At 53.8% G+C, this 25,904-nt stretch carries 27 protein-coding genes, 2 tRNA genes and 2 pseudogenes; 17 read left to right on the forward strand and 14 right to left on the reverse strand.

Features of this window, described 5'->3' with window-relative positions; translation table 11 throughout:
• Window positions 1-70: 70 nt before the first annotated feature.
• Both NKJ21_RS05690 and NKJ21_RS05695 read left to right on the forward strand, forming a co-directional pair.
• Window positions 71-147: transfer RNA gene (locus NKJ21_RS05690), tRNA-Val, on the forward strand.
• A 4-nt stretch (window positions 148-151) separates the two neighbouring features.
• Window positions 152-228: transfer RNA gene (locus tag NKJ21_RS05695), tRNA-Val, on the forward strand.
• Here NKJ21_RS05695 and NKJ21_RS05700 read toward each other — a convergent pair.
• The 10 genes and pseudogenes from NKJ21_RS05700 to NKJ21_RS05745 form a co-directional block, all read right to left on the reverse strand.
• Window positions 217-516: an EF-hand domain-containing protein gene (locus tag NKJ21_RS05700; RefSeq protein WP_023297743.1), complete on the reverse strand. Its 300-nt coding sequence runs from the start codon at window positions 514-516 to the stop codon at window positions 217-219. The genes NKJ21_RS05695 and NKJ21_RS05700 overlap by 12 nt on opposite strands.
• Window positions 517-748: 232 nt before the next feature.
• Window positions 749-1,282 carry a hypothetical protein gene (locus NKJ21_RS05705; RefSeq protein ID WP_080928565.1) on the reverse strand — a complete coding sequence of 178 codons (534 nt, stop codon included), beginning with the start codon at window positions 1,280-1,282 and terminating at the stop codon, window positions 749-751.
• A gap of 201 nt (window positions 1,283-1,483) precedes the next feature.
• Complete coding sequence (locus tag NKJ21_RS05710; RefSeq protein ID WP_254732757.1) at window positions 1,484-3,643, reverse strand: pesticin C-terminus-like muramidase; 2,160 nt, start codon at window positions 3,641-3,643, stop codon at window positions 1,484-1,486.
• Window positions 3,644-3,661: 18 nt separating this feature from the next.
• A pseudogene (locus tag NKJ21_RS05715) lies at window positions 3,662-3,727 on the reverse strand (type VI secretion system Vgr family protein); the annotation flags it as partial.
• 79 nt (window positions 3,728-3,806) lie between these two features.
• A complete protein-coding gene (locus NKJ21_RS05720) occupies window positions 3,807-4,631 on the reverse strand; it encodes an FG-GAP repeat protein (RefSeq protein ID WP_239270488.1) in 825 nt (274 codons plus the stop codon).
• Between the two features lie 5 nt (window positions 4,632-4,636).
• Entirely contained in the window at window positions 4,637-5,710 is a 1,074-nt protein-coding gene (locus NKJ21_RS05725; protein WP_239270489.1) for a hypothetical protein, read from the reverse strand.
• 109 nt (window positions 5,711-5,819) lie between these two features.
• Window positions 5,820-6,239, reverse strand: a complete 420-nt coding sequence (locus NKJ21_RS05730; protein WP_239270490.1) for a hypothetical protein — start codon at window positions 6,237-6,239, stop codon at window positions 5,820-5,822.
• 142 nt (window positions 6,240-6,381) lie between these two features.
• Entirely contained in the window at window positions 6,382-6,765 is a 384-nt protein-coding gene (locus tag NKJ21_RS05735) for a hypothetical protein (RefSeq protein WP_254732759.1), read from the reverse strand.
• A 13-nt stretch (window positions 6,766-6,778) separates the two neighbouring features.
• A complete protein-coding gene (locus NKJ21_RS05740; RefSeq protein ID WP_254732761.1) occupies window positions 6,779-8,374 on the reverse strand; it encodes a hypothetical protein in 1,596 nt (531 codons plus the stop codon).
• A 613-nt stretch (window positions 8,375-8,987) separates the two neighbouring features.
• Entirely contained in the window at window positions 8,988-9,740 is a 753-nt protein-coding gene (locus NKJ21_RS05745) for an SDR family oxidoreductase (RefSeq protein WP_039103684.1), read from the reverse strand.
• 98 nt (window positions 9,741-9,838) lie between these two features.
• On the opposite strand from NKJ21_RS05745, the gene NKJ21_RS05750 reads away from it, so the two are divergent.
• Window positions 9,839-10,765 carry an AraC family transcriptional regulator gene (locus tag NKJ21_RS05750; protein WP_239270494.1) on the forward strand — a complete coding sequence of 309 codons (927 nt, stop codon included), beginning with the start codon at window positions 9,839-9,841 and terminating at the stop codon, window positions 10,763-10,765.
• Here NKJ21_RS05750 and NKJ21_RS05755 read toward each other — a convergent pair.
• On the reverse strand, window positions 10,762-11,646 hold the full coding sequence (locus NKJ21_RS05755) for a LysR substrate-binding domain-containing protein (protein ID WP_049155030.1): 885 nt from the start codon (window positions 11,644-11,646) through the stop codon (window positions 10,762-10,764). The two genes, NKJ21_RS05750 and NKJ21_RS05755, sit on opposite strands and share 4 nt — an antisense overlap.
• 156 nt (window positions 11,647-11,802) lie before the next feature.
• Between NKJ21_RS05755 and NKJ21_RS05760 the strand changes: the two genes are divergently transcribed.
• Complete coding sequence (locus NKJ21_RS05760) at window positions 11,803-12,318, forward strand: DUF4286 family protein (RefSeq protein ID WP_049155032.1); 516 nt, start codon at window positions 11,803-11,805, stop codon at window positions 12,316-12,318.
• A gap of 7 nt (window positions 12,319-12,325) precedes the next feature.
• Window positions 12,326-13,162, forward strand: a complete 837-nt coding sequence (locus NKJ21_RS05765) for an MBL fold metallo-hydrolase (protein ID WP_254732763.1) — start codon at window positions 12,326-12,328, stop codon at window positions 13,160-13,162.
• Between the two features lie 71 nt (window positions 13,163-13,233).
• On the opposite strand, the gene NKJ21_RS05770 is transcribed toward NKJ21_RS05765, so the two are convergent.
• Entirely contained in the window at window positions 13,234-13,383 is a 150-nt protein-coding gene (locus NKJ21_RS05770; protein ID WP_012541503.1) for a hypothetical protein, read from the reverse strand.
• 401 nt (window positions 13,384-13,784) lie between these two features.
• Between NKJ21_RS05770 and NKJ21_RS05775 the strand changes: the two genes are divergently transcribed.
• From NKJ21_RS05775 to NKJ21_RS27765, 4 genes and pseudogenes are all read left to right on the forward strand, one after another.
• Window positions 13,785-14,219, forward strand: a complete 435-nt coding sequence (locus NKJ21_RS05775) for a winged helix-turn-helix domain-containing protein (protein ID WP_012968028.1) — start codon at window positions 13,785-13,787, stop codon at window positions 14,217-14,219.
• 45 nt (window positions 14,220-14,264) lie between these two features.
• Window positions 14,265-14,981, forward strand: a complete 717-nt coding sequence (locus tag NKJ21_RS05780; RefSeq protein WP_130996763.1) for a hypothetical protein — start codon at window positions 14,265-14,267, stop codon at window positions 14,979-14,981.
• Between the two features lie 84 nt (window positions 14,982-15,065).
• Entirely contained in the window at window positions 15,066-15,275 is a 210-nt protein-coding gene (locus tag NKJ21_RS05785; RefSeq protein ID WP_004202908.1) for a YdgH/BhsA/McbA-like domain containing protein, read from the forward strand.
• 148 nt (window positions 15,276-15,423) lie between these two features.
• Window positions 15,424-16,440: pseudogene (locus NKJ21_RS27765) on the forward strand (NAD(P)-dependent alcohol dehydrogenase).
• Window positions 16,441-16,476: 36 nt separating this feature from the next.
• On the opposite strand, the gene NKJ21_RS05800 reads toward NKJ21_RS27765, so the two are convergent.
• Window positions 16,477-17,112 carry a carbonic anhydrase gene (locus tag NKJ21_RS05800; protein WP_008804599.1) on the reverse strand — a complete coding sequence of 212 codons (636 nt, stop codon included), beginning with the start codon at window positions 17,110-17,112 and terminating at the stop codon, window positions 16,477-16,479.
• Between the two features lie 249 nt (window positions 17,113-17,361).
• Here NKJ21_RS05800 and NKJ21_RS05805 point away from each other — a divergent pair, with 249 nt between their 5' ends.
• Window positions 17,362-17,991, forward strand: coding sequence for a LysE family translocator (locus NKJ21_RS05805; RefSeq protein ID WP_064160450.1), 630 nt, complete (start codon window positions 17,362-17,364; stop codon window positions 17,989-17,991).
• A 4-nt stretch (window positions 17,992-17,995) separates the two neighbouring features.
• Here NKJ21_RS05805 and NKJ21_RS05810 read toward each other — a convergent pair whose 3' ends face one another.
• Window positions 17,996-18,766, reverse strand: coding sequence for a DeoR/GlpR family DNA-binding transcription regulator (locus NKJ21_RS05810; RefSeq protein ID WP_039103693.1), 771 nt, complete (start codon window positions 18,764-18,766; stop codon window positions 17,996-17,998).
• Between the two features lie 90 nt (window positions 18,767-18,856).
• Here NKJ21_RS05810 and NKJ21_RS05815 point away from each other — a divergent pair, with 90 nt between their 5' ends.
• From NKJ21_RS05815 to NKJ21_RS05845, 7 genes are all read left to right on the forward strand, one after another.
• Window positions 18,857-19,240, forward strand: coding sequence for a VOC family protein (locus tag NKJ21_RS05815; protein ID WP_012541498.1), 384 nt, complete (start codon window positions 18,857-18,859; stop codon window positions 19,238-19,240).
• Window positions 19,241-19,271: 31 nt separating this feature from the next.
• A complete protein-coding gene (locus NKJ21_RS05820) occupies window positions 19,272-19,955 on the forward strand; it encodes a CatA-like O-acetyltransferase, family 1 (protein ID WP_012541497.1) in 684 nt (227 codons plus the stop codon).
• 270 nt (window positions 19,956-20,225) lie between these two features.
• Window positions 20,226-21,452 (forward strand): SfnB family sulfur acquisition oxidoreductase, encoded by a 1,227-nt coding sequence (locus NKJ21_RS05825; protein WP_012968024.1) that lies wholly within the window; start codon window positions 20,226-20,228, stop codon window positions 21,450-21,452.
• Between the two features lies 1 nt (window position 21,453).
• The gene (locus NKJ21_RS05830; RefSeq protein ID WP_008804593.1) at window positions 21,454-22,128 is read left to right on the forward strand and encodes a methionine ABC transporter permease; all 675 of its coding nucleotides are present in this window, start codon (window positions 21,454-21,456) and stop codon (window positions 22,126-22,128) included.
• A 31-nt stretch (window positions 22,129-22,159) separates the two neighbouring features.
• Entirely contained in the window at window positions 22,160-22,936 is a 777-nt protein-coding gene (locus tag NKJ21_RS05835; RefSeq protein ID WP_008804592.1) for a MetQ/NlpA family ABC transporter substrate-binding protein, read from the forward strand.
• Window positions 22,937-22,988: 52 nt separating this feature from the next.
• Window positions 22,989-24,032, forward strand: coding sequence for a methionine ABC transporter ATP-binding protein (locus tag NKJ21_RS05840; RefSeq protein ID WP_032733145.1), 1,044 nt, complete (start codon window positions 22,989-22,991; stop codon window positions 24,030-24,032).
• Window positions 24,033-24,180: 148 nt separating this feature from the next.
• Window positions 24,181-25,884 carry an ABC transporter substrate-binding protein gene (locus NKJ21_RS05845; RefSeq protein ID WP_080923441.1) on the forward strand — a complete coding sequence of 568 codons (1,704 nt, stop codon included), beginning with the start codon at window positions 24,181-24,183 and terminating at the stop codon, window positions 25,882-25,884.
• The last annotated feature ends 20 nt before the right edge of the window (window positions 25,885-25,904 follow it).

The following is a 25,904-nucleotide window of genomic DNA, read 5'->3' on the forward strand; positions in this document are numbered from 1 at the left end:
TCAGTTGGTTAGAGCACCACCTTGACATGGTGGGGGTCGTTGGTTCGAGTCCAATCGAACGCACCATAATGCGTTTATAGCTCAGTTGGTTAGAGCACCACCTTGACATGGTGGGGGTCGTTGGTTCGAGTCCAATTAAACGCACCATAATGCGTCTGTAGCTCAGTTGGTTAGAGCACCACCTTGACATGGTGGGGGTCGATGGTTCGAGTCCATTCAGACGCACCAAGCTGTTTTCCCTTCCTGATTACACAGCCTCGTTCTTGTCAAATAACGCGCTTTGTTTATGAACTCCAGATCAGCCTGCCATTTCTCACAGTACTTCACTTCCAGCGAGTCCAGATCCTTATAAAATCCTTCCCAGCGCCCTGTCGCACGGCCCCCATACCACTCGCTTTGTTGCTTTACTATTAACCGGTTGACCACATTCTTCACCAGCGGATCCCGTACTGCCAGCGCCTGCCTGATTTCTTCTGCCGTCACTTTCCCGTCGCGGTTGCTGTCCATCTCCGCCATCAGGTCACGATAAAACTGTGTTACCAGACCGTACTGATACCCCGCGCCCTGTTCCGCTGTTCGGCTTATCGTCCCGAACGCCTGGGGGATCCAGGGCTGTTCATCACATCATCACCGCTATCTTCCTCCAGCGCCCGGAACCCAAGTAACCCATTGATAAAGAATCTATGAGAGTCTCCTGCATTGATTCAGCTTGTTGTTCGACCCTGAACTTTCATGCGGTAGATAAAAATCATACACCATACTTAACGCGCAAAAATTTCTTTATTTTCCCCGCATTATCCAATGGGAAGTTTTGAATGTTTCCGTTACTTTTGATTTGATAACCAGATAATTGAGAATCTTTTTCCCCATCCAAATTCTTTATATACCCTCGCCCTTCGTCATGTTTATATGATTTAACCTCATAATAATACGGATATTCGACACCATTGCCTTCATAATTTACATGCCATCGAAGAAGAACAACAACATTTCTATACCCATTTATTTGCATAAAGAAAATGGTCATTAATTCCACCGGGGCATCAGAGTAATAGAAGGTATCGACTTTAGAATTATATAACTTACCATTATTAATACAGCTTAGATAAAAATATATATCCCTTTTATCAGGCGCATATTGAAAACAAATAAATCCATTAGTAAAAGAGTTATCTTCAAATGGTCCCTGAACAAGGGCGTTAGGGTTATCACCGCACGCATAAATCATGCTTGAAAAGAAGAGTAACACAAGAACCAACATTCTTGTAATGCTATTTTTCATTTTATCCTCAATAGAAAATTTCATTTTCTATTAACTTTGCTTCGCCATCTCTACGTAGCCCAAGCCCTCGCTGATGGGGCCATAAACGCTTCATACTTCTCAAACGCTCAGGAATTTTTTTATATTACCCTGCTCAAAATCATCACGAATCTCTCTCATTTCACGACGTCTATCTATTAGATCTCCTGGCTTAGGAAGTGCTCATGATGGCCCACGATTATATACTAATGATAGTATGGCTCCGGCACTGTCTGGAGGAAGAATTATTGCCTGGGGATAAATATCAACAACGATCTGACAATATCGCTCTTTTAATACCATGGCCATATCTAATGCTTTATCTTTTTCGATTGTAATGTCAAACAACTCATGGACAATTGCTCGAGCCTCGTTACCTTTCTTACCAATTGCAGAAAGTAATCTTTCAACCTGTGAATTAGAGTAATACTCAGATAGCAATGCCCTTGCCGATGAAGTAGTTTGCTGCCCCAAATCATATCCATATCCGACAGTGACGCCACTTGATTGGTCTCCTTCTGGGACATATGGTTTAGGCATATATGCCTCCCAGGATAATATGAATTCTGCTGATTTCTTTGAAATTCTATAAACACCTAAAGTTGTTTGGAATTCAATCACATCTGTAAATTTATCAATAATAGCATCTAAAAACACCACCGGATGAAAATGCCATACCGCCTCATCCTTATCAAACGGCGGCACCTTACTCATCCATTCCAGATCCGCCTGCCATTTCTCGCAGTATTTCACCTCCAGCGAGTCCAGATCCTTATAAAACCCTTCCCAGTGCCCTGTCGATCGGCCCCCATACCTTTCGCTGTGATGTTTGACTACCAGCCAGTTGACCACGTTCTTCACCAGCGGATCCCGCACTGCCAGCGCCTGTCTGATTTCCTCTGCTGTCACTTTCCCGTCGCGGTTGCTGTCCATCTCCGCCATCAGGTCACGATATAACTGTGGTACCAGACCGTACTGATACCCCGCGCCCTGTTCCGCTGTCCGGCTTATCGTCCCAAACGCCTGGGGGATCCAGCTCTCATACGGGCTGTTCATCACATCGCCCCCGCTGCTTTCCTCCAGCGCCTGAAACCCAAGTTTCTCTAAATCGTACTGGTTAACTTCCTCAACATCATTTTGTGGTAACCAGCCACTGCCGCTGACCTTATACCACCATTTTTGTGACTCATCCGCGACGGGCGTTGCCGATTCCCGGGAGAGCTGGCACTGCGCGCCCAGCTTCGCCGATGTCGGGGTAAATACCGGCTGTCCAGCGGCATCCTGTCGGGTAAACAGGGATTTTCCCTTTGGCGCCAGCACTGACTTTTTTTCACCCTTTACACACGCCGGATTGGCTAAAAATCCGGGCATTCTGCTGTCCGTACTCAACACTTCCAGATGGACAAACCACTCCCTGTCCACAAGCTGATTCCCCTCACCCGGCGACTCCATACAGCCCATAAACCCGACGGGCGTTCCGGCACTGACCTTCCATTCTTCCGTTCCATCCGTCAGTTCCACGGCGTCAAAAGCACCTTTTTGTTTTGCCTTCTGCATCCATTCCGGCATCAGCCCCTGAATTTCACCATCCGGCTCCACCAGCACCGGATCCAGCGTGACCCAGTACTGTTCTTTGCCCGGAACGCTATCTTTCAGCAAACGGACCAGACCAAAGGTTGTCAGGGTCGCGTTTCCGTTCTTCGTGACATAAAAATGCCCCGTCCGGGAAGAGACAAAACGGTCGCCTGCGCTCAGACTCTTTTTCGTTTTTGCCGGAGCAGGATATGTCCCGGCCTCACCGTTGTCTGGCTCCCCCTCCGGTAACCCGTATTGTCCGTTTTTATACTGGCGTAACAGTATGCCACTGTGACCATCCCTGACTTTATAGCAGGGAGATTTCGGGTAATCAGCGACCGGCGCCAGATGCATATACAGGCTGTAAAACTCCAGCCAGCTCTTTTCCTTTTGCGGGTCAGGCTTGCACTGTGATTTCACCAGCACAAAGCTGCTGCTGTAGCGCAGTTGTTGTCCGCAGTATGGCGCTGTCAGGTATTCGTTGTTTATCCGGTACGCCACAATAATACCGTCCGCCATAAACTGGAGAGGCACAGGCTCTCCGGTATTAATCGCATCAGGATTCAGGGCGGAAAAAGGATTAGAGATATCGCTGATATGGATCCCGCCATGCCACATGCCATTCGCGCTCAGCAGCCAGGTTCCGTGCGCCTCACCGTCGATAAGTTGCATGACCTCATCGAGCGAACGAAATTCTTTACCGTCAGTATTTCTGATGGGGTAACTCTGGCTGTTGGCCCGGGTTATCCGCTCAACGGCCGGCATCATCTCCAGCCCCGGTCCCTACGCTTTCGCCTGTTCATCCGCCGTCAGGAAAAGCCCCTTGGCCGCACGGACCGCCCCGGACTCGTCCTAAGAACAGACCTTTTATCTGGTTATCACCTGATTGAATGCATGGCGTAATGAAATTCCCCTTACGAAGGGATACTATTTAGTAAGACTCGAACCTGTCCTTTGAAATATCACCACCTTTAGAATCTTTACCTTTGTTAGATGAATAATCAAAAAATATATCATCAACCCTCACAAATTTGCCATTATCAAAGGAGTAAATAACTTTTCTGAAATTATTACAGCAATCATCTTTTGAATTAAAAACGATGTTCTTTTTATAAGGGTCGTACACTATGGTGCCATTTTCTTTTGATAAATTATTATCTTTTATAAATTCATTATTACCTGAGAGATAAATGATTTGACTACCGTTATTTGGTCGATGATCTGTTCTGACTATCAAGTCGTAAAATCCATCGCCATTAATATCTACAAAATCTAAAGATGGTGGTTCTATGGCATCAGTAACAATTATGCTTTCATTTTTATTCTTAAATATCAAATCTACTTTATAAACGCCTGAATCAGAATCATCAACCTTAACATCCTTAAGTTCACCATCTTTGAATGAATTATTGGCTTGAATTGTTACAGGCACACATTTTTTATTGCACCACTGACCAGTATAACCATTGTTTGTTCGAAAAAGAGTTATAGTAGCAGTGCCGTTATTTGTTTTTTCTTTTAACTTAACAACATTAGAATCCATCACTCCGTTTAACAAAATTTTATTTTTATATTTGTTATATATATAACTACCAGAAACATTGTCATTAGAAATAACAAGATTCATTGTAATATTGCTCTTCCCAATAGTCCCACTGTACATCGAAGAAATGGAATACTCTGTTTTCACTACGTCCGAAGCATTACAAGACAATGATAATACGCCCACTACTAATAATAAAAATAAATTTTTCATTCAACTCACTCTAGCCCAAATGCGTTTTTAGCAATAGATAATTTATTAATCCGGTCATCCATATGATTCGGCTCTCTGGCTTTGTCTGGATAATAAGGATGCTCTTGCACAGCCCATCCATTGACATAAACTGAAACCCAATAAACATCATCCCTATCAGCTGTATCGTTTAACTTAGGTTTTATATACTTCCAAAAATACCCAGATGCCAATGCTGCATACCTTGGATTTTCTGATAACTGTTTTGCTTTAGATACTGACGACGTTATGTCAAACGTTTCGTCATTAAGTTTACCTCTGAGATATCCTTGGCACTTTGTGTAATTATCACGACCAGTAATCTGTAATAAACCTCTACCTTTAAATAATGGGCCATCACCAATCTGAGTATTGCCAAGATCACTGCGACCTTCATATACATTTCCGGAAGCAGTTTCCTCTGTATCTCTGAAAAAACTCGTTTCGTGGAGGATCTGGGCCATAAAATGTGATTTACGTAAAGGTGTATTGATTTCAAATAACCTCATAGTCTCATTCAACGGCTCTAGATAAGTATTAATTTCACTCTCTCGATTAGAAGGGAGCATTAATTTCAATTGCTCGTATGTAATAAGTTGATCACCATCGGAGGATAAGGCATTCAAAAACACCACCGGATGAAAATGCCACACCGCCTCATCCTTATCAAACGGCGGCACCTTGCTCATCCACTCCAGGTCCGCCTGCCATTTCTCACAGTACTTCACTTCCAGCGAGTCCAGATCCTTATAAAACCCTTCCCAGCGCCCTGTCGAGCGGCCCCCATACCATTCGCTGTGATGTTTGACTATCACCCGGTTGACCACATTCTTCACCAGCGGATCCCGTACTGCCAGCGCCTGCCTGATTTCTTCTGCCGTCACTTTCCCGTCGCGGTTGCTGTCCATCCCCGCCATCAGGTCACGATAAAACTGTGGTACCAGACCGTACTGATACCCCGCGCCCTGTTCTGCGGTCCGGCTTATCGTCCCGAACGCCTGGGGGATCCAGCTCTCATACGGGCTGTTCATCACATCGCCCCCGCTGCTTTCCTCCTGCACCTGACCCCCTGTTTTGCTAAATCGTACTAGTTAATGTTTTCCCCGGTACTGACCTTCCATTCCTAAATTCCTTTCGTCATATAGCGGTATTCGGCGCAGCTATTTAGTATTAATGTATTTTCCTAGTGCTTTGCCAACCTTCATTTCCCCAAGGGAATAAATCACTACGAATTAATATTTTTCCTGAAGATGATTTCTTTAGAAGTATTTGCGGAGAAGATATGTCACATTCATTATCTACATTAATTTCTCTGGACCAACTCAAAGTTACATAGTCTTTTTCATTAGATATTGCATATGAACCGTCACAAGTAAACGGTGCATGCCAGGATGATATAGTCACAATGGCATGACGGTTATTTTTCACGTTAACGTTCCAGGTAATGCTTGCTCTCTTCCCATCAATCAGCTCATCACCTTTTTGCGTATAAGAGTAGGTACCTGGTGGAATTAAATTTATTGACGCGGAAAATCCTGAATTACTGAGTAAAAGCGTCAAAGCCATTAAACCACGCATAACGTTTTTCATTCATAAACCCCTTCGGAACAGTTAGCTATGACCTCATACCCCAGGGAATAATACAAATGGAATTTTTTTGGGTCAGAGTAAATATGCACACCTTCATTACTTGCACATAAGGAAATACTATATTTATGCTTGTTAGCGGTTACTAAAATGTTATCCCCCCCCCAAAGGTAACATTAACTTTCCCCGTACTAGCTTTCGGATGGACAATGGCAATATCAATATCCGTTAACGATTTATCATCTAAAATAGAATAAGTGTAAATATTTTTACCTGTAGCTACATCCTCTACAGATTCATTTGCCCCTACGACAACTAAAGACTCACTCAAGATGGATTTGCACACTCTATTTACTGGGGAGCAAATTAGGACTATATCATCTCGTAAAGATTTTTTCGTTGTCGAAATCAGCAAGCTTGAGTTATCACGAGTCACAATACCTATTGCTAAGGATGAAGTTAATTCATTTGCATGAATCAAGTGTGGGGAAAGTAATAATAAAGTTAAACCCGTTAATAAGTAATACATATTTCACCATTTTTTAGTGGCCGTCATCTGACCAATGAGGAGGATCTGAAACTAATTTATAAACACCATATGTTGCCCCTACATTATGCAATTGAGACTGTGACCTAACCAGAACTTCAGTACCGTCAGCATTTCTTAATACCTTACCCATAATACCAGTTATCGTCATATCAATAGCACGTCTCTGAGTATGCCTTGATGTAAGCACTGGTTTGTAAACAGTATGATAACCTCTGACCATATCCTGAGCGGCCGTAACTGCGGCGGCATGATTTCCCTTATGGGTCCAGTCTATATTTACGCCTTCTTTCTCCGGGACTTCTGAAGGATTTAAACCCTCTCTGGCAATCCGCCACGAATAATGCATTAAATATGCTCTTTCTACCGGCCTGTAAGTCGCGGATATTCGAACATGGCCATTAGCGTTTTCGATCGAGTTAATAAAATTTTGAACGGATGTGGAAAACACAGGAAGTAAATCACCAAGCGCTGCACTTGTTGGGAATCTGTTCACCCATTGTGCACCACTAGGTTCTTTAGATATCTCCAAAGAGTCTGGATTGCAAATACATTTATTTATATATAGTTTTCCCTCTTCCCTTAAATTATTCAGTCGAGTTAACAACTCTCTTCTTTGAATGACACCATCATTATTGCCAGTATTACCGCGCTCAGTCGAGTCCAGGCTACTGTTAGCATGGTAATAATTTACATCTTCATCCTTATCCTTTTGCCTACTATATAAAGCAAAGTCATCATTTTCCCCTACACCAGCAGGGCAAAAAATATACAAATAAATATCATCAGCACTTTTTATCTTCTTGAAAAGTGACTCATTTGATGAAAAATAGATTTTTACATAATCAAGTTGCTCTATTTCATCCATCAACGCCAGTTCTTGCTTGGTTACTGATAATCCATGAGTTCTGTTTAACTGAGTAACGGCAGGCCCAGTAAATTGAATTAACCCCACTGCATTTTGCGCAGCTATAGATGGATCTGAAATTATTTCTTGCTTTGAAATTGGTCTGTACTCTCTTATTGGCTTTCCTTTACTATTTAATATCACATCTCCCTGTGAGTTAACTTTAGGCATCAACTTAACAACTGATGATGTGAACAAACGTGAAGTTTCAACTGCCATGCAAGCCATAAGAGAATTAGCATATTCAATTTTCTTTTCTTCACCCCATAGCTCAGCACAAATTTTGACAACTTTCTTCGTGAATGCACAAGCCCTAACCGCGCCTAGCCTCTGGTTTACAACTTCACCCCAAATTAATATTGCGCAGTCCTCTCCAGTGTTTAGCGCCTCCAAAAACACCACCGGATGAAAATGCCACACCGCCTCATCCTTATCAAACGGCGGCACCTTACTCATCCATTCCAGATCCGCCTGCCATTTCTCACAGTATTTCACCTCCAGCGAGTCCAGATCCTTATAAAACCCTTCCCAGCGCCCCGTCGAGCGGCCACCACACCACTCGCTGTGATGTTTAACTACCAGCCGGTTGACCACATTCTTCACCAGCGGATCCCGCACTGCCAGCGCCTGCCTGATTTCTTCTGCCGTCACTTTCCCGTCGCGGTTGCTGTCCATCTCCGCCATCAGGTCACGATAAAACTGCGGTATCCGCGTACTGCCGGAGTACGTTCAGTTTGAATTCAGCGGCATCTCGGTTCAGATCGGGAGTGACTGCGTAATGCTGAAAAAGACGATAAGCAGAATAAAACAAATAAACTGCCAATATTTTGTCAGACGAGAGAATGAAGCCGTCTGGACGCAGGGCGGAAGCGGTGGCTTCGCAACAACAATATTCCATACTGAAAACTATTCCCTGGCGTAAAAAAGCGAGCGCGCGGTACAACAGGGAGGAAACCATGCCACAGTAGAATAAAGAAAGTCCAGCCCCGAGCGGGCCAGACTAACTTTTTAAGATTAACGCCCGAATTACATTGAGAAATTACATATAAAAGACCTGAGCCATTGATCATGTCATAATATGGCGGACGGTTCGCACATATCCAGAATAGGCGGCGAAAACGCGCCATGAAAGACATTGGTATCCTGATTTACATCAGTAAGCGCCGCCTGACCGTTATTTCGTATAACCCGCTAATATTATCCAGTCGATACTGACAGGGATAATATTCCCCCGGCCATAAAGCGCAGCGGCAGCTTGCGCACCTACCGTCTGACAGACAAAACCCGCATATTGCCTTCAGACACGGCGAAGACTGGCCTGCGCCATCGCCAGGGCATCTTCCCCTGCCGGCAGCCGCGAAGGGGCATCAGGATCGTTCACCATCCGCCAGACGGCCTGAGCCACATCGACAGCCTGCGTCACGCTGGCGTTATCCTGGATGCTGTCGAGGATCTGCTGGCCGAGCGCCGCATAGCTCTCCGGGAGCTGGCCCATCGTTCGACGAGCGTTTTCCCCGAAGCGGGTCTGCGGGGCGCGTCCCGGCAGGATTAGCCCGACGCGAATATTAAAAGCACGGAGCTCCAGCGCCAGCGACTCCGTGAAGGCATTCACCGCCGCCTTACTCGCGGTGTATACCGCCAGCAGGGGCATCGGTTGCAGGGTGACCGCCGAGGTAATGTTAACGATGGTCCCGCTTCGGCGCGCTCTGAACCGGGGGATCACCGCCTGGGTCATGGCAATCGTTCCCAGGGTATTGGTGGCAAACAGGTCTGCTATCGCCTCGCGCGACGCGCCCTCCAGGGCATTAAGCATCCCCACCCCGGCGTTGTTAACCAGCACATCAATCTCTCCGGCTTCGGCAATGGCCTCGGCGATACTCTGCGCCGAAGTGACGTCAAGACGCACCAGCCGCAGACGGTCGCTGGCGGGCAACACACCTTCCTGCGGAGCGCGCATCGTGGCAATAACCTTCCAGCCTTGCTCGAGAAAATAACGCGCCGTCTCCAGGCCAAAACCCGATGAACAGCCGGTGATCATTATCGTTTGCATATCTCTGTCTCCGAATGGCTTCTTCCTTTTGATCATAGACAGGCCGTGTCGGACGATATAGGGTCAATAATCCATCATTCTTTAGCAGGAGTCCGGAAATGAGCGATCCGTTGGCGGAGGTTATTGCCATGCTAAATCTCAGAGCGGTGCTGACCAAAACCGTTGAGGGGGCGGGAAACTGGCGAGTGATACGCTCGGACCAGGGGTTGTCATTTTATGGCGTCGTGCTGGAAGGCGGCTGTCGGCTGGAAATAGACCAGCATGAGCCGCAGATCCTGCGCGCCGGGGATTTTATTCTGATCCCGGCGGCGTACCGCTTCGCGCTAACCAGCCTGACCCCGCCCCCTTCACCGGCGCTGGAGACCATCCCGGTGCAACTGGCGGAGGGACACTTTCGGCTGGGAGCCCTCGACAAGCCTGCGCAGATGCAGGCGCTGATTGGCCACTGCGCTTCCGGTTCAACGAACGCCAGCCTGCTGGCCTCGCTGTTGCCAGCCTTTGTGGTGGTCCGCAATCAACCGCGGCTGGCCACCTTTGTCGGGCTGCTGAAAGAGGAAGCGCAGGCGGATCGCGCGGGCAAATCTTTCGTTCTGGCGCGGATGGTTGAGCTACTTTTTATCGAGGCCATCCGTTCCTCCGGCACGCTCGCCACCCCCGGTCTGATGCGCGGGCTGAGCGACCCGCGGGTCGCCCAGGCAATCCGCCTGCTGCATCAGGCCCCCGCCAGACGCTGGACGGTCAACGCCCTGGCCGCCGACTGTGCGCTGTCTCGCTCGACGTTATTTGAACGCTTTACCGACCTGACCGGGATGACCCCGATGGGCTATCTGTTAGGCTGGCGAATGACCCTGGCCATGCAGTGGCTGAGCGAGACGGGCATCAGCATTGCGGATATCGCCGAGCGCATCGGCTATGGCTCGGCCAGCGCGTTCAGCGTAGCTTTTACCCGTTATACCGGGATATCGCCGGGGAAATATGCCCGCCAGCGGGCGACGCAGCCTCCCCCCGGGCCAGCCCTGACTTAACCGGCTGCAATTTCCGTCTGCAGCCAGCGCTCAAACACCTGCAGCGCCAGCTCTCCCTCCCCGCCACCGGGTTTGATCAGGCAGAAGCGCTTAGCCAGCGTCGGGGAGCCCGGCCACGGAGCGACCAGCGTCCCGGCGCGCAGCTCGCTTTCCACATACATCTTCGGCACCAGCGCCACCCCCTGCTGGCTCAGTACCGCGGCGATGGCCATCTCATGCAGATCGTAGCGCGGCCCCTGCGCCGGATTATCCAGCGCCAGCCCGCATTCCCGGGCATAGAGCAGCCAGGCGTCAGGGTTCTGCCGCCGGTGAATGCGCGGCAATCGGTTCAGTTGCCCGGGGAGATCGCCATTCGTCAGCAACGCCGCATGACAGACCGGCAGCAGATACTCCTCGAACAAAAACGTCACATCCATGCCAGTCCACGCCGGGTGATCAAAATGGATGGCGGCATCAAAACCGCTGCCCGGGAGGATGAAGGGATCGCTGCGGGCGGCAATATTGACCACGATATGCGGATGCTGCGCTGCAAAGCGTCCAAGCCGGGGGATTAACCAGCGGCTGGCAAAGGTAGGAAGCACGGCGATCTCCAGGCTATGTCCATCGGAGGGCATCCCGCTGACATCGTGGGTATCCCGCTCCAGACGGGCGAGGATCTCGCGGACCTGGCGGGCATAGCGGGCGCCAGCCGGATTGAGCCGCACCCGGCTCCCCGTCCTGTCGAAGAGTTTACTGTCGAGGAGCGCTTCCAGACGGGCAATCTGCCGGCTGATGGCCCCTTCCGTTAACGCGAGTTCCGCCGCCGCGCGGGCAAAGTTGCCGTGACGGGCAGCGGCCTCAAAAGCCAGTAGCGCAGCGCTGCTGGGGATTTTACGACGCATAGCCAATGCTCCTTGTGCAGGCTCACCGAAAGTCAGTGACAGAATATCACTGACCATTGAATTAACATCGTTTTTCAGCGCCATTTTTAGCCGATAGGATGATGAAAAGTCACTAAAGCGCTTTGCGCGCTCAATCATCTGTCCATCGAGGTCACTATGCTCTATGTCGTCGAATGCGCCTACACCGATCCCCAAAGCGAAACAGCGTGGAATACCTTTTACAATCAGGAAAAACTGCCGGCGCTGGTCTCTGTGCCCGGTTTTTACGCCTCTCAGCGCTTCCGCGCCCTCAGCGAGGAGTGCCCCCGCTACCTGGCGCTGCACGATATCCACGATGCTACCGTCATCGACAGCGACGCCTACCGCCGCAACGGTGGCGGCCATTTTGCCGGCTGGCAATCGGCGATCACCGACTGGCACCGCCACCTCTATGTTGCAGATAGCGGCGTGCGGGAGGTCCGGTCTGATGAGGTGCTCCTGCTGAGCGATTCGCCTCAGACGCTACCCATCTCCCCGGCAATCGTCCTGCTGCCTGGCGGCCTGGCGACACAACAAACCCGGTATGCCGCCATCGTCCCGCGTGACGACCTGCATCACCTGGCCACGGCTGCCGCCGTCTTTATCTATCAGCCCATCACCGCCCGGTTACGTAACCCGGCGCAACGCGCGTGAGGTCGCCATGACGCCAGTCCCCTTTTATAAGTTGACCGCAGGCGACCTGACGGTGACCGCCGTCAGTGATGGTCAGATGTCGGCGCCACTGTCCTTACTCTCGGGTATCACGCCTGAGGAGGCGGAGCGCCTGCAGCGGAACGCCGGGTTAGCCTCACCGGAGGCCATTGCGATCGGCGCCTATCTTATCCGCGGACGCGGGCACACCGTACTGGTGGATACCGGCGCCGGGGGAGTCAATGGCGTCGGCGGTGCGCTTATCGCCAATCTGGCGCTGCTCGGCGTACGCCCTGAGGAGATTGACACCATCCTCCTCACCCACGCGCACCCGGATCACATCGGCGGGTTGCTGACGGCAACCGGCGCCCCGGCGTATCCCAACGCCACGGTGTTCCTGCCTTCGCGGGAACGCGCTTACTGGCTGGCAGCATCCACACTGGACAACGCCAGCGATCGCGGCCGGCGCAACGTGCTGCTCGTCCACCGCGTACTGGCGATCTGCGCGGCGCAAATTCGCGAAGTTGATGGTGAAGAGACGGTCGCCGGGATCCACCCGTGCCCTCTGCCCGGCCATACGCCCGGCCATACCGGGTATCGTCTCGAGGCGGGCGATACCTCGCTGCTCATCTGGGGGGATATTGTCCATTTCCCGACCATTCAGACCACCCGGCCGTCGGTGTCGGTCGCCTTCGACGTCGATCCTGAACAGGCCCGACAAACCCGGGAATTTCTGCTGCGCCAGGCCGCCAGCGAACAATGGCTGATCGCCGGCATGCATCTTGGTTTACCCGGCTTTGCCAGGGTGGTGGAGACGTCTTATGGTTATCTGTTGCAGTCGGTGTAAAGGTCGCAGAGGTAAGCCCTGCTTGTCCGCAGGGACAAGCAGGGCTTTATGTCAGGGGGTTGGGCAGGCCGCTAACTGCGGCTTTTCCAGGCTTTTTTGCTTTTGCAGCTGGCTTTGGTGGCGACCCACGGGTGGCGTAGCTGAGTCAACTGAAGATCCTGGGAGGCCGGGCTGGCCGACCAGCGTTTGTTACACAGAGGCTTACGAGTTGCAATGACCATAAAAACGCTCCTGAAAAGTAATGAACAATTCCCTGGGTAGTTCCATAAGTTCAGAATCAGCTTATCATCGCGTAACGGAAGTTATTTCAATCTTTGTTTTACTATGTAAATGGTGAAAGCCTCCTGAAATGAGCAAAATTGATCTAGATCAATATAAGTGCATTTAGTTTTTCCTGACACCTATATATTCAACCGCTTACCAGCGGCTGACGTTTGTTTAAGACTTTTCCTATACCATACAATCCTGCAGAGCAATAATCATTTATCAGATTTTTATTCTACTTATGTATACAAACATGGTTATTTGTTTTGATTATTCTAACAAATAAAATTCACTTGGTCAGTCAGCAGCAGGCAGGTACTCTGCACCGGCAATAACTGGATTTGTCAGGGAGTGGTGGATGACTAAGGGCTATAAACTGCTTGGCTATAAGTTAGCAGATAATATTTTCTACTGCCTGCATCATCGGGAAATTATCGCGCTGCGAGGGACGCGAACGCAAGTTCAGCTACGCAGTACCATGGCCTGTTTACTGGAATATCTGTTGGCGCATGGCAGAGAACGGGTGGTCAGCGATGAAGAGTTGATGATTAACGTCTGGGAAAAAAATAACCTTCGCCCGTCTGCGCAGCGATTATGGCAGGTTATTCAGACGTTAAAATCCCGTCTTAGCCAGGCAGGCGTTGAAAGCGCATTAATTATTCGGGTCAAGTGCGCCGGGTATTATATTAACAATGCTGTCGTAGCCGAAATTTACTCATTCAAACCACCGGGCATGATGAATTATATTAATGCCTCGCCTGCTGATATGAATAAACTTCTGGTACGCAGCTAATCCCCTCTCCGCGCCGTTTACATCGCTTCTAACAGGGTTTATCCGTTGAATATTTTAATTCACAGCAATAATCTTTTTTTTAATATCGGCCTCGCCCAGTGTTTCAGAGATATTCAGGAGACCCTGCCCGGGCTGAACATTATTCATTCGCTGCCACTCAGCCATTTTCCCGATCCGGCTGGGCTGGATGTGATTATTTTATCGCTGGAAAACTTTCACGATTATCAGGCCGCCGCTGAATTAGCCCTGCGTTATCAGAGTCTGGTGATCGGCTTTACCTCGGCCGGCAACGTGAGGCGCGGACGCGCCTTTTTCGCGGATACCCTCCTGTGGGTTAGCCAGCGGGAAAGCGTTCCGGAGGTTGGCCGCCTTTTGCGCAGGCTGGCCGATCGTCGCTGGCCTCTGGTGCCGCGTCATCAGCGTCAGAGTACCTCTTCCCGTCAGCGAGCGCCCCTCAACCTTCTGGAAAGGCGGATAATCGCCGCCACCATGAAGGGACAGTCGGTGAATCAACTGGCGGCCACGTTGGGGATCAATCGCAAGCGAGTCTATAACGGACTGGAACGGATTAAGGTTAATTTTCACCTGGTCAGCCATGCTCATTTTCATCATTTTATGATCTCCGGGCCAACGTTTAACCCGCTCTCACCCGACCTTGCCAGTTATACGCCATGGGCAAAGCCTGCCCGACAGCGGCAGGCCGCGTTGCACACGGCGGAAAAACATTCATATTATTTGAACAAGATTCGCAAATTGTTTTGATTTTAGCCTGCAACATTCAAGCGTATTCTTTACCACATCAGGGCGAAAAGCCCTTTATCAGACACCAGATTAAGGAATACGACCATGAAATCCATCAAAACTTTCGTTGCAGTTGCGGCACTGTCTCTGTTCTCTTCTGTCAGCTTCGCCCAGAGCGTCAGCGCTACCGCCTCGACCCTGGACCGGGCTGAAGCAAAAATCGCCGCCCAGGCCGCGGAACAGGGTGCATCCTATAAAATCACCAGCGCCCAGTTTAATAATCGCGTCCACATGACGGCTGAACTGAGCAAATAATCCCTTTAGCCGTTAGCAATAAAAAAGCGCCGTTAAAAACGGCGCTTTTTTTACCCCTTCCCCTTTCTTTGTTTTGCCGACAGGCATGCTGTGGCGCTCGCTCCATTCCCGACCAATACTGACTGTATCCTCCAGAAAAGAGAGCCTGATGATGAAAGCCTGGACAGTCAAAAAACCCGGTTCGCTTGAGAACCTGCAGCTTGTCGATCTTGCTGACCCCGGGGCGCCCGCTGCAGGAGAGATCCGGGTGGCGCTGCACGCCACCTCGCTGAACTACCATGATTTGCTGGTCGCAACGGGGGTAATTCCCACCGCCGATCGGCGGATCCTGATGGCGGATGGCGCCGGCGTGGTGGAAGCGGTTGGCGCCGGAGTGAACGAATTTCAGCCGGGTGACCGGGTGGTCGCTGGCTTTTTCCCGCAGTGGCTGGATGGCCGCCCCGGTCCGCTGGTGAGCGACTTCAGTTAGACCCCGGGCGATGGCGCGGAGGGGTTCGCCTGCCAGTATGTCGTCAGGCCGGCCAGCCATTTTACCCATGCGCCTGAGGGGTGGAGTTTCAGGGAGGCGGCAACCATCACCACCTCCGGTCTTACCGCCTGGCGCGCGCTGGTCGTCGAAGGACGGTTAAAAGCAGGCGATACGGTGCTGACGCTTGGTACCGGCGGCGTGTCGATAACCGCCCTGCAGCTGGCGAAAAGTATGGGCGCACAGGTGATCGTCACCTCATCGTCAGATGAAAAACTCGCCCGCGCTCGCGCCCTGGGGGCCGATCATCTCATCAATTACCGCACCACCCCGGCATGGGGCGCCGCGGTGCAGGATATCACCGGCCATCGCGGGGCCGATCTCATTCTGGAGCTGGGCGGTCCGGGCACCCTGGGGCAGTCGTTCGAGGCGGTCAGTGTTGGCGGACACATCGCCCTGATCGGCGTCCTGACCGGCTTCGAGGGCCATGTCCCCACCCATCTGCTGATGAGTAAACAGGCCCGACTGCAGGGGCTGGTGGTGGGTAATAGACGGCAACAGCAGGACTACGTCAACGCCCTGAACCTGCAGGCGTCGCGGCCGGTTATCGATAAAGTGTTTGATTTTACAGCCTTACCGGATGCCTTTCGCTATCTGCAAAGCGGCGCCCATTTTGGCAAAATTTGCGTGGAGTGGTGAGGGGATGAACAGGGCCTCCGTGCCCTGAGAACGGCTTTATTCGAAGAAGACGTCCGGATTTTCCGACAGCGAAACAAAGGATTTCGTGTTTTTATCCAGCGCCTGAATGTCGCCGCTTTCAATGTCGTAGAACCAGCCGTGCAGGCGCAGGGTATGGTCGCGCAGACCGACCGCCACCGACGGATGGGTTTTGATGTTGTTCAACTGAGCGATGACGTTTTCCTGCACCATGCCGTTGACCTTATCGGTTTCGCTGGCCCAGGTTTTCTTTTCCACCACTGCTTTCGCGGCATCAGCATAGCGCAGCCAGTGGGACACCGCCGGCATCGGCTCAAGGCACTGGCAGGTGGCGATCGCTTTCATCGCGCCGCAGTTGGAGTGGCCGCAGATCACGATATCCGTCACGCCCAGCGCAACGACGGCATATTCGATGGTAGCAGAAACGCCACCTGGCTCCGGCCCGAAAGACGGCACGATATTCCCGGCGTTACGAATGACAAAGAGCTGTCCCGGCTCCTGCTGGGTTACCAGTTCAGGCACCAGACGGCTGTCTGAACAGGAGATGAAAAGCGCTTTGGGATTCTGGCTGGAGGCCAGGCTACGGAAGAGCTCTTTACGCTGGGGGAAGATCTCTTTCTGGAAGTTGAGGAAGCCCTCAATGATATGTTGCATAGCAGTGTCTCTTCTCTGTAGTTATTACGGTATGACAAAGATCACAGTTATTCAGTTTACCATTGATGACAAGAATGGGAATCGTTATTCAAACAGTTGCGCAGAAAACGCGCGCCGCCACCGCCCGCGCCGCCCTGCCTTATCCACACCTTTTTGACGTGATTTCCTGAACCAGTTTGCTACTCTGTCTACCCCAACCGTTCACAGGTTACCGACCGCCTGCCGGCGGCGGACATCACAGGAGTCGCTATGTTCTTATCCAGCCTGATGGCCATTGCCGCGGTGCTGATCATGGGCGTGATCAGTCCCGGCCCAAGCTTTATCTTTGTCGCGCGCAATGCCGTCGCTCGCTCACGCGTGCACGGTCTGGTGACCGCCCTCGGTACCGGCGCCGGTGCCGCCATTTTTTCCATTATGGCGATGCTGGGCCTGCAGAAGGTGCTCACCGCGGTGCCGGAGCTGTTTATTGGGCTGAAGGTGGCGGGCGGGATCTATCTGCTTTGGCTTGGTTATAAAATTTTCCGCGGGTCGGCGCAGCCGATGGACTTTTCCGCCAGCGGCATGGCTGACAACCATTCACTGCTGAAGACCTTCCGCGATGGGCTGTATACCCAGCTGAGCAATCCCAAAACCGCGCTGGTGTTCGCCTCAATTTTTACCGCCCTGCTGCCAGCGCAGATCCCCACCGCCTTTTACTACATCGTGCCGCTGATGAGCTTTCTGATTGACGTCAGCTGGTATTCGCTGGTGGCGCTGGTGCTGTCTGCCGATCGACCGCGGCGCGTCTACCTGCGGCTGAAGCGGCGGATCGACATCGCCACCGCGACGGTGCTGGGGGCGCTGGGCCTGCGGCTTATCGCCACCTCCCTCACCCGCTAACGGGTTACACGGTATGGATGCGAATATCGTGCTGCTGAAAGGCAACGCGATATTCGCGACTGATGTTCTCTTCCACCACCAGCACATCGATATCGCTGCTCGCGGCCACCACAAACCGTGCCACTGCCGGAATTTTATCCGAGGTCAGGCCGACGATAATTTCGCTGCACTGCTTAATCACCGCTTTCTTGAACTCGCAGTCGGCGTAGTCAAAACCGGTCAGGCCCGACTCTGGCGCCATGGCGCAGCCGCCGATAAAACCCTGGTCGAATAACATGCCCTGCACCTGAGCCACCGCCGCGGCGCCGACGCAGCCGCCGCTCGCCCGCTGCACCTGGCCGCCGAGGATCACCACGTCATACAACGGTTTTTTCACCAGTACCGCGGCGATCTCCGGGGAGTTCGTTACCACCGTCAGCGCCAGCTCAGCGGGTAGCGCCTCGGCCATCGCCAGATTGGTGGTCCCGGTATCGACGAAAATCGTGCCGCCGGGCTTCACCAGCCTGGCACACTGTTGCGCGATCCTGAGTTTTGTTGCTCGATTTTTATCTTTCCGTTCACTGTAGTCCCCGGCTTCCGGCAGGCTCAGCACCGCCCCGCCATACACCTTTTTACAGAACCCTTCGCGACTGAGTTCATGCAGATCGCGGCGGATGGTGTGCTCCGACACCTGAAGCCGCGCCGCCAGCTCCGCGCACACCACTCTGCCATTTTCCTGCAGGATCTGGCAAATCAACGCTTGTCGCTGTTGGGGAAAAGCAGCATAATCGAGCACGAAAACTCCTTAAATTATCAAAAACGAGCAACAGCAAGCATGATCGTCTGCGCTGCTTTGATTGTCAATGTTCCTGCCCGGAGGTTTACCATGAAAATTGCCCATTTCGCCCTGTGGACCCAACAGCTCGACGTCCAGGCCCGCTTCTGGGTGGAGTTCTTTGCCGCGAGCATCAATGAAAAATACCTCAGCCAGACCAACCCCGGCTTTGCCTCCTATTTTGTCACCATCGACGACGAGGTGGTGATCGAGCTGATGACCAAGCCTGGCCTGCAGCCGGCCAGCGCGGATAATAACCATACCGGCTGGGCGCATCTGGCCCTCTCGGTAGGCGGGGCGGAACAGGTCGATGCCCTCGCCCAACGCGCCGAGGATGCGGGGATACTGGTTTCGCCGCCGCGTACCACCGGCGACGGCTATTATGAGGCGGTGATCGCCGATCCCGATGGCAACCTGATTGAAATCGTCGCATAGTCAGCAGACCGCCAGTATTCAGGAGGCATTCATGGCACGTTACCGAATTATCGACACCGCGACCTGGCCCCGCCGGGACCATTTCACCTTTTACCGACAATTTGCCAACCCCAGCTTTAACCTCTGTGTCCCGATAGCGGCGCAGCGCCTGTACGAATGTGCGAAGGACCGTCGGGTCTCGTTTTTTCAGCTCGCGCTCTATGCGCTGCTGCGCGCGGCAAACGGAGTACCGCAGCTACGGCAGCGCGTGCGCAATGATGAGGTGATTGAATATGACAGCCTGGCGGTAATGACGCCGGTGATGACCGTCGAGGAAGGATTCCGCCAGGTATGGTGCGACAACGCCCCCGAGTTCACCACCTTCAGCGATGCGGCAACGCCGAAGATCGTCGCGGCAAGAGAGACAACGCCGGCGCCGCTCATCGTCGATGGCGAGCATTTTATCTGCGCCAGTTGTCTGCCGTGGCTCCACTTCACCTCGATGACCCATGCGGAATATGCCGTAGGCGCGGCGGTGCCCGCGCTTACCTGGGGGAAACTACAGAACGGCGTGATCCCGGTGGCCGGGCGGTTTAACCATGCCTTCGTCGACGGTCTCCACGCCAGCCGCTTTTTTGCTCTCGTGGAAGAGGGATTTAGCGACCCCGAGCGGCTCTGGCAACCGTTAACCGAGACCGCACCCTCACTGCTCGCCCCTGCGGCAAAGAAACGCTGAGGCCCTCGCCACGCTCACCGCCTGACTTCCTTCCTTCGGTCCGGCGGTCGCTTTCCTCTCCTGTTGCCTTTGCAACAGCCGGCGCAAAACGGCGCTGCATTTGCAGCAGTCCGCTCCATCAGCTGACATAGCCAACCCGCTTCCTATCACGACTGCGCCTTCCTCTCTCACTGGCACGTGTTTTGCTTACTCACACATATAACCCACAGGCATTATGAATTATTTATTTATCTAATTTGTGCATAAGCTATTCACTGAATAAGAGAGAAGATGATGTCAGCCAGTTCACCCGCACAGCCTTACACCCAGTCCACGCCGCAGGCGCATATTATTGCCAGCGATGCGGAAGCCCTCGCCATCGCCCATGAGATCGCCGCCGTGCTCAAACCCGGCGCCGCCGAGCGCGACCGGACGGGCATTGTCCCGGCGGAGATCGTCAACACCTATTCCAACAGCGGACTGTGGGGCATCACGGTGCCGCGCCGCTTTGGCGGCGCCGAGGTCTCGGCCGCGACCCTCGCGCAGGTTATCGCCATTCTCTCTGCAGCGGATCCGTCGTTAGGCCAGATACCCCAGAACCACTACTGCCTGCTGGAGGATATTCGTCTGCAGGGTAGCGACGACCAGCAGGCGTTCTTTTTCGCCCAGGTATTACAGGGCTATCGCTTCGCCAATGCCCTGTCGGAAACCGGGGGGAAAACGGTCCTTGATATTCGTACCCGTATCGAGGAAGGCGCAGACGGTCTGCGGATCAATGGCCGTAAAGGCTACTGCACCGGCTCGCTGTACGCCCACTGGATTGGCATTCTGGCGCTGGACGCCGACGACCGCGCCCAGCTCGCTTTCGTCCCCCAGAACAGCCCGGGGCTGACGGTGGTCAACGACTGGGCGTGCCTCGGTCAGCGCACCACCGCCAGCGGCACCGTGCTGGCCGATAATCTTCCGGTTAATCCTTTCCACCTTTTCCCAACCTGGAAGTCCTACGCCAGCCCGACTCTTGCCGGCCCCTTCGCCCAGTTGACCACCGCGGCAATAGATGCCGGGATCGCCCGCGCGGCGCTGGACGATACCGTGGCGTTTGTGCGCCACAGCGCCCGGCCGTGGATCGACGCCGGTGTGGCGCGGGCGAGCGACGATCCGCTGACTATCTACCATATCGGTCAACTGGACAGCCGCCTTGCGGCAGCCGACGCGCTGCTGGAGCGGGCGGGACGGGTGCTCGACCGCTATAAAAATGACCTCAGCGAGGAGCATGTCGCCGAGGCGTCGCTGGCCGTCGCCCGCGCCAAAATCTGGACCACCGAAGTGGCGCTGGAGTCCGCCAGCCGCCTGTTCGAGCTGGGGGGCACTCGCGCCACCGGTGAGTCGCTCAACCTCGACCGCCACTGGCGCAATGCCCGGGTGCACACCCTGCACGACCCGGTTCGCTGGAAGTATCAGCTGCTTGGCAACTGGGTGCTGAACGGCATTCGCCCGCAACGACATGACTGGAACTGATATGACGAGTCTGCTGGCGTTTTTCGCGGAAATCGACTGGAACGATGTGGCCCAGGCCGCCCTCGATACCCTTACCATGCTGGCCTGGTCGCTGGGATGGACCGTACTGCTGGGGCTTCCGCTGGGGATTGTGCTCTATCTCACCGGCGAGCCGCGTTTGCTGTACGCCCCGCGCCTTTACCGCCTGCTGTCATTGTGCGTCAACGTACTGCGATCCCTGCCGTTCATCATTTTGCTCATCGTGATGATCCCGGTGACCACGTTGCTGACCGGCACCTCGCTGGGGGTGGAAGGAACCATTCCGCCGCTGGTCGCCGGCTGCGCCCCGTTCTTCGCCCGGCTGGTGGAAACCGCCCTGCGCGAAGTGGAGCACGGCCTGGTGGAGGCCAGCTGGTCGATGGGCGGCAGCACCTGGCAGCTTATCTGGCACACGCTGCTGCCGGAGTCGCGGGCCGGGCTGATCGCCGCCGTGACCGTGACGGCCATTTTGCTGGTCGACTACACCTCGATGGCGGGGGTGATCGGCGGCGGCGGGCTGGGCGATCTGGCCATTCGTTTTGGTTATCAGCGCTTTCAGACTGACGTGATGGTGGTCACCGTCCTGATGCTGATTGCGCTGGTACAGCTTCTGCAAATGAGCGGCGACCGCCTGGTGCGCTACGTCAGCCGCAAATAACTTACCCTTCTCTGCTCAGGAAACCCTTATCATGAAAAAATCCATTATTGCCGCCGGACTGCTGGCCCTCTTCTCCACCGCAGCGCTGGCTAACGAGACGCTGATCGTCGGCGCCACGCCGGTGCCGCATGCGGAAATCCTTGAATTTGTGAAGCCGGTGCTGGCAAAGGAAGGCGTCGATTTACAGGTCAAGGTGTTTAACGATTTTATTCAGCCTAACCAGCAGCTGGCGGAGAAACACCTCGACGCCAACTACTACCAGTACCGGCCATTCCTCGATAACTACAACCAGACCCGCCACACCAACCTTGTACCGGTGGTGGGAGTGCATATCGAGCCCTTCGGCGCCTACTCCAGCAAATACACGACCCTCGCCGCGGTGCCTGACGGCGCCACGATCGCCATCCCTAACGATCCGGTGAACACCGGCCGCGCGCTGGTGATGTTAAGCAACGCCGGGCTGATTACCCTCAAGGATCCGCACAACCCGCAATCGGCAACCAAGGACATTACCAGCAACCCGCATCACTTTAAGATCCGCGAACTGGAGGGCGCCATGCTGGCGCGCGCGGTGAAGCAGGTCGACCTGGCCTTTATCTTTGCCAACTATGCGCTGGAGGCTGGTATCGACACCGATAAAGCGTTGCTGGTGGAAAAAGGCAGCGATCTGTACGTCGAATATCTGGTGGCGCGCCCGGACAACATTCAGGACCCGGGCATTCAGAAGCTGGCGCAAGCGCTGCATTCGGACGCGGTTCGTCAGTTCATTCTTACGCGTTATCAGGGCAAAATTTTACCTGGATTCTAATCACCGCGGGCAGCGGCGTCAGCCGCTGCCCGGGCTAACGGAGCGCATCATCGTGACGCATATCCCCGCCCCACCGACCCACATTGAGTTTGCTGGTATCAGCAAAGCCTATCCTAACGGCGTGCAGGCGCTACAGGACATTGACCTGACCATCCGTCAGGGCGAAATTTTCGGCATCATCGGCCGCAGCGGCGCCGGAAAATCCACCCTGCTGCGCCTGTTTAATCGTCTGGAAAATGCCGACAGCGGCGAGATGTTCATCCACGGCGAGTCAACCGTGCGCTACTCCACGCGCCAGCTGCGCGATCTGCGTCGGCGGGTGGCGATGATTTTTCAGCACTTTAACCTGATGGCCACCAAAACCGTGGCGCAGAACATCGCCTTGCCGCTGAAGATGGCTGGCGTCCCGGCCGGCGAACGCCAGCGTCGGGTCAGCGAGATGCTTGAGCTGGTGGGCCTCAGCGCGCTGCGCGACAGCTACCCGGCCCGCCTCTCCGGTGGCCAGAAACAGCGGACCGGCATCGCCCGGGCGCTGGTCACTCAGCCGGAAATTCTGCTGTGCGATGAGGCAACCTCGGCGCTGGATCCGGAAAACACCCTGTCGGTGCTAACCCTGCTCAAGGAGATTAACCAGCGCCTGGGCCTGACAATCGTGCTGATCACCCACGAAATGGAGGTCATTCGCACCCTCTGCGATCGGGTCAGCGTGCTTGAGGGCGGGCGCATTGTCGAACAGGGCGATGTCTGGCGCGTGTTTGGCAACCCGCAGCACCCGGTGACGCGCGCCATGCTCGGCCTGCAGCACCCCGATCGCCCGGAGGCCGGGCCAGCGCTGCGCGACGGCGAGCAGATCGTGACCTTACGTTTTGACGGCAGCAGCGGTCGCGAACCCAATCTGCAGCATATCGCCAGCCTGCTGGGAGGCGACGCCCGACTGCTGTACAGCAACTGCGAGCGCATTCAGGGCCGGGTGATCGGCCAGCTGCAGGTCCGGCTGAGCGGGCCGCTGGCCGCCAGCGCGCTGGCGCAGGATGGCTGGGTCGCAGACAGCATTCTGACCCACCATCATCAGACAGCGGAAACCACTGCTTCTTAGCCATCGAATGGGATTATATTCCCGATCCTTTGCTAAGGATAATTAGTTATAAATCATAGCGTTTCAGTGTTAGACAGGGCGAAGTGCGCCTCTTATCTTTCGTCATGAATTGTAAATAACCACGCAATTATTTGATGAGGTAGCACTTTTGTCCAGATTACAACAAGGATTAACAATCCGAAAAACCCGCTTCGCCCTGGCGCTAAAAGTGGCCCTGCTCGGCGGCGTGGTAGCATTTTCTTCTGTTGCCCATGCGGAAGGGATCCTGAAAGAAGGCATCACCCCGGCCACCGACGCCAGCCAGATCCCGGCCAGCGCCAAACTGCGGAAAGACACGGTGGTGGCCGGGATCTCCGAGCCGCAGGGGATCTTTAACCCCTACTTTTTCGTCAACGGCTGGGATGAGAACGTGACTAACGTCATTTTTTCACGCCTGATCGACTGGGACAGTCAGGGTAAACTGGTCCCGGGACTGGCGGAGAGCTGGACGGTCAGCCCGGACAGTAAAGTCTATACCATCAAATTGCGCCCTGGCCTGACCTTCAGCGATGGTTCACCGCTGACGGCGGAAGATGTCGCCTTTACCCTGACGGTCCTGCTCGACCCCAAATATGATGGCGATACCGACATCACCCTGGCCAATATCGCCGGCGGCGCGGACTACAAAGCCGGCAAGGCTGACAGCGTCAGCGGCCTGAAGGTCATCGACCCGCTCACCCTGCAGGTGACTACCACGCAGCCAGGCGCCACCACGCTGGCCAAAATTGGCGGGCCGGTGCTGTCGAAAGCCTGGTACGGCAAAGGATATCAGAGGGGAAATCTCGACTATCTGCGTTCACTGCACGGCAAGCCGCTGGGCAACGGCCCTTACGTGTACGACAAATACATTCCCGGTCAGGAAATACGCTTCCATGCCAATAGCCATTTTTACCGCGGAACGCCGCCAACACCGCGCTTTATCTACCGCGTGACCAATCCGTCGACCAACTTCCAGCTGTTCCAGACCGGGGAGACCGACTATGACGCCTTTACCTCACGCCCCGACGATATTGAGCAGCTGAAAATGCTCGGCTTCGCCAACATTAATCTTTACGGCTCCAGCGACTACAGCCAGGTGGAGTTCAACGTGCATCGCCCGGCGCTGCAGGATAAGCGCGTGCGCCAGGCGCTGATTTACGGTCTGGATCGGCAGAAGCTGATCGACGTGGTCTATCAGGGGTACGGCAAAGTCGCCATCGAGCCGATCGCCCCGATCTCCTGGGCCTTTAACGCTGAAGGCGTCAACCCTTACCCTTACGATCCGGCACAGGCCAAAAAGCTGCTGGATGAGGCCGGCTGGAAACCTGGCGCCGACGGTATCCGCGCCAAAGACGGCCAGCGCCTGGAGCTGACCCTGCTGGTGAGCAAGAAGGTGCTCAACGACGCTCTGATCCCCATCGCCAAGGAGAACTGGCGGCAGATTGGAGTACTGCTGAAGCCGCAGGTGGTGGATTTCAATGCCCTGATGGCGCAGCGTAAAGCCGGAAATTACGATCTGGCCTCCTTTAGCACCAGCACCCTCAACGACCCGCACGACGGGGTATGGGATTTTTACAGCAGCGAAGCTAAAGAGTCCGGCTACCATAACGCGGAAGTCGATAAGCTGATTAACGCCGGCAACGCGGTGCTCGACATTGAACAGCGCAAGCCGATCTACCACCAGCTGTATAAAGTGCTGGCCGACGATCCGCCGGTGATCCTGCTTGGCTATCGCAACATTCTTTCCGCCAGCAGCGCCCGCGTCAGCGGCTTTAAGCCGGATATCTACAACGGCCTGACCGGCAGCCTGCCGGATGTAAAAATCGTCAAGTAAATCCCCCTGGCCGCCGGGTT

Source organism: Klebsiella sp. SWET4, assembly GCF_024296565.1.
GTDB lineage: Bacteria > Pseudomonadota > Gammaproteobacteria > Enterobacterales > Enterobacteriaceae > Klebsiella > Klebsiella variicola.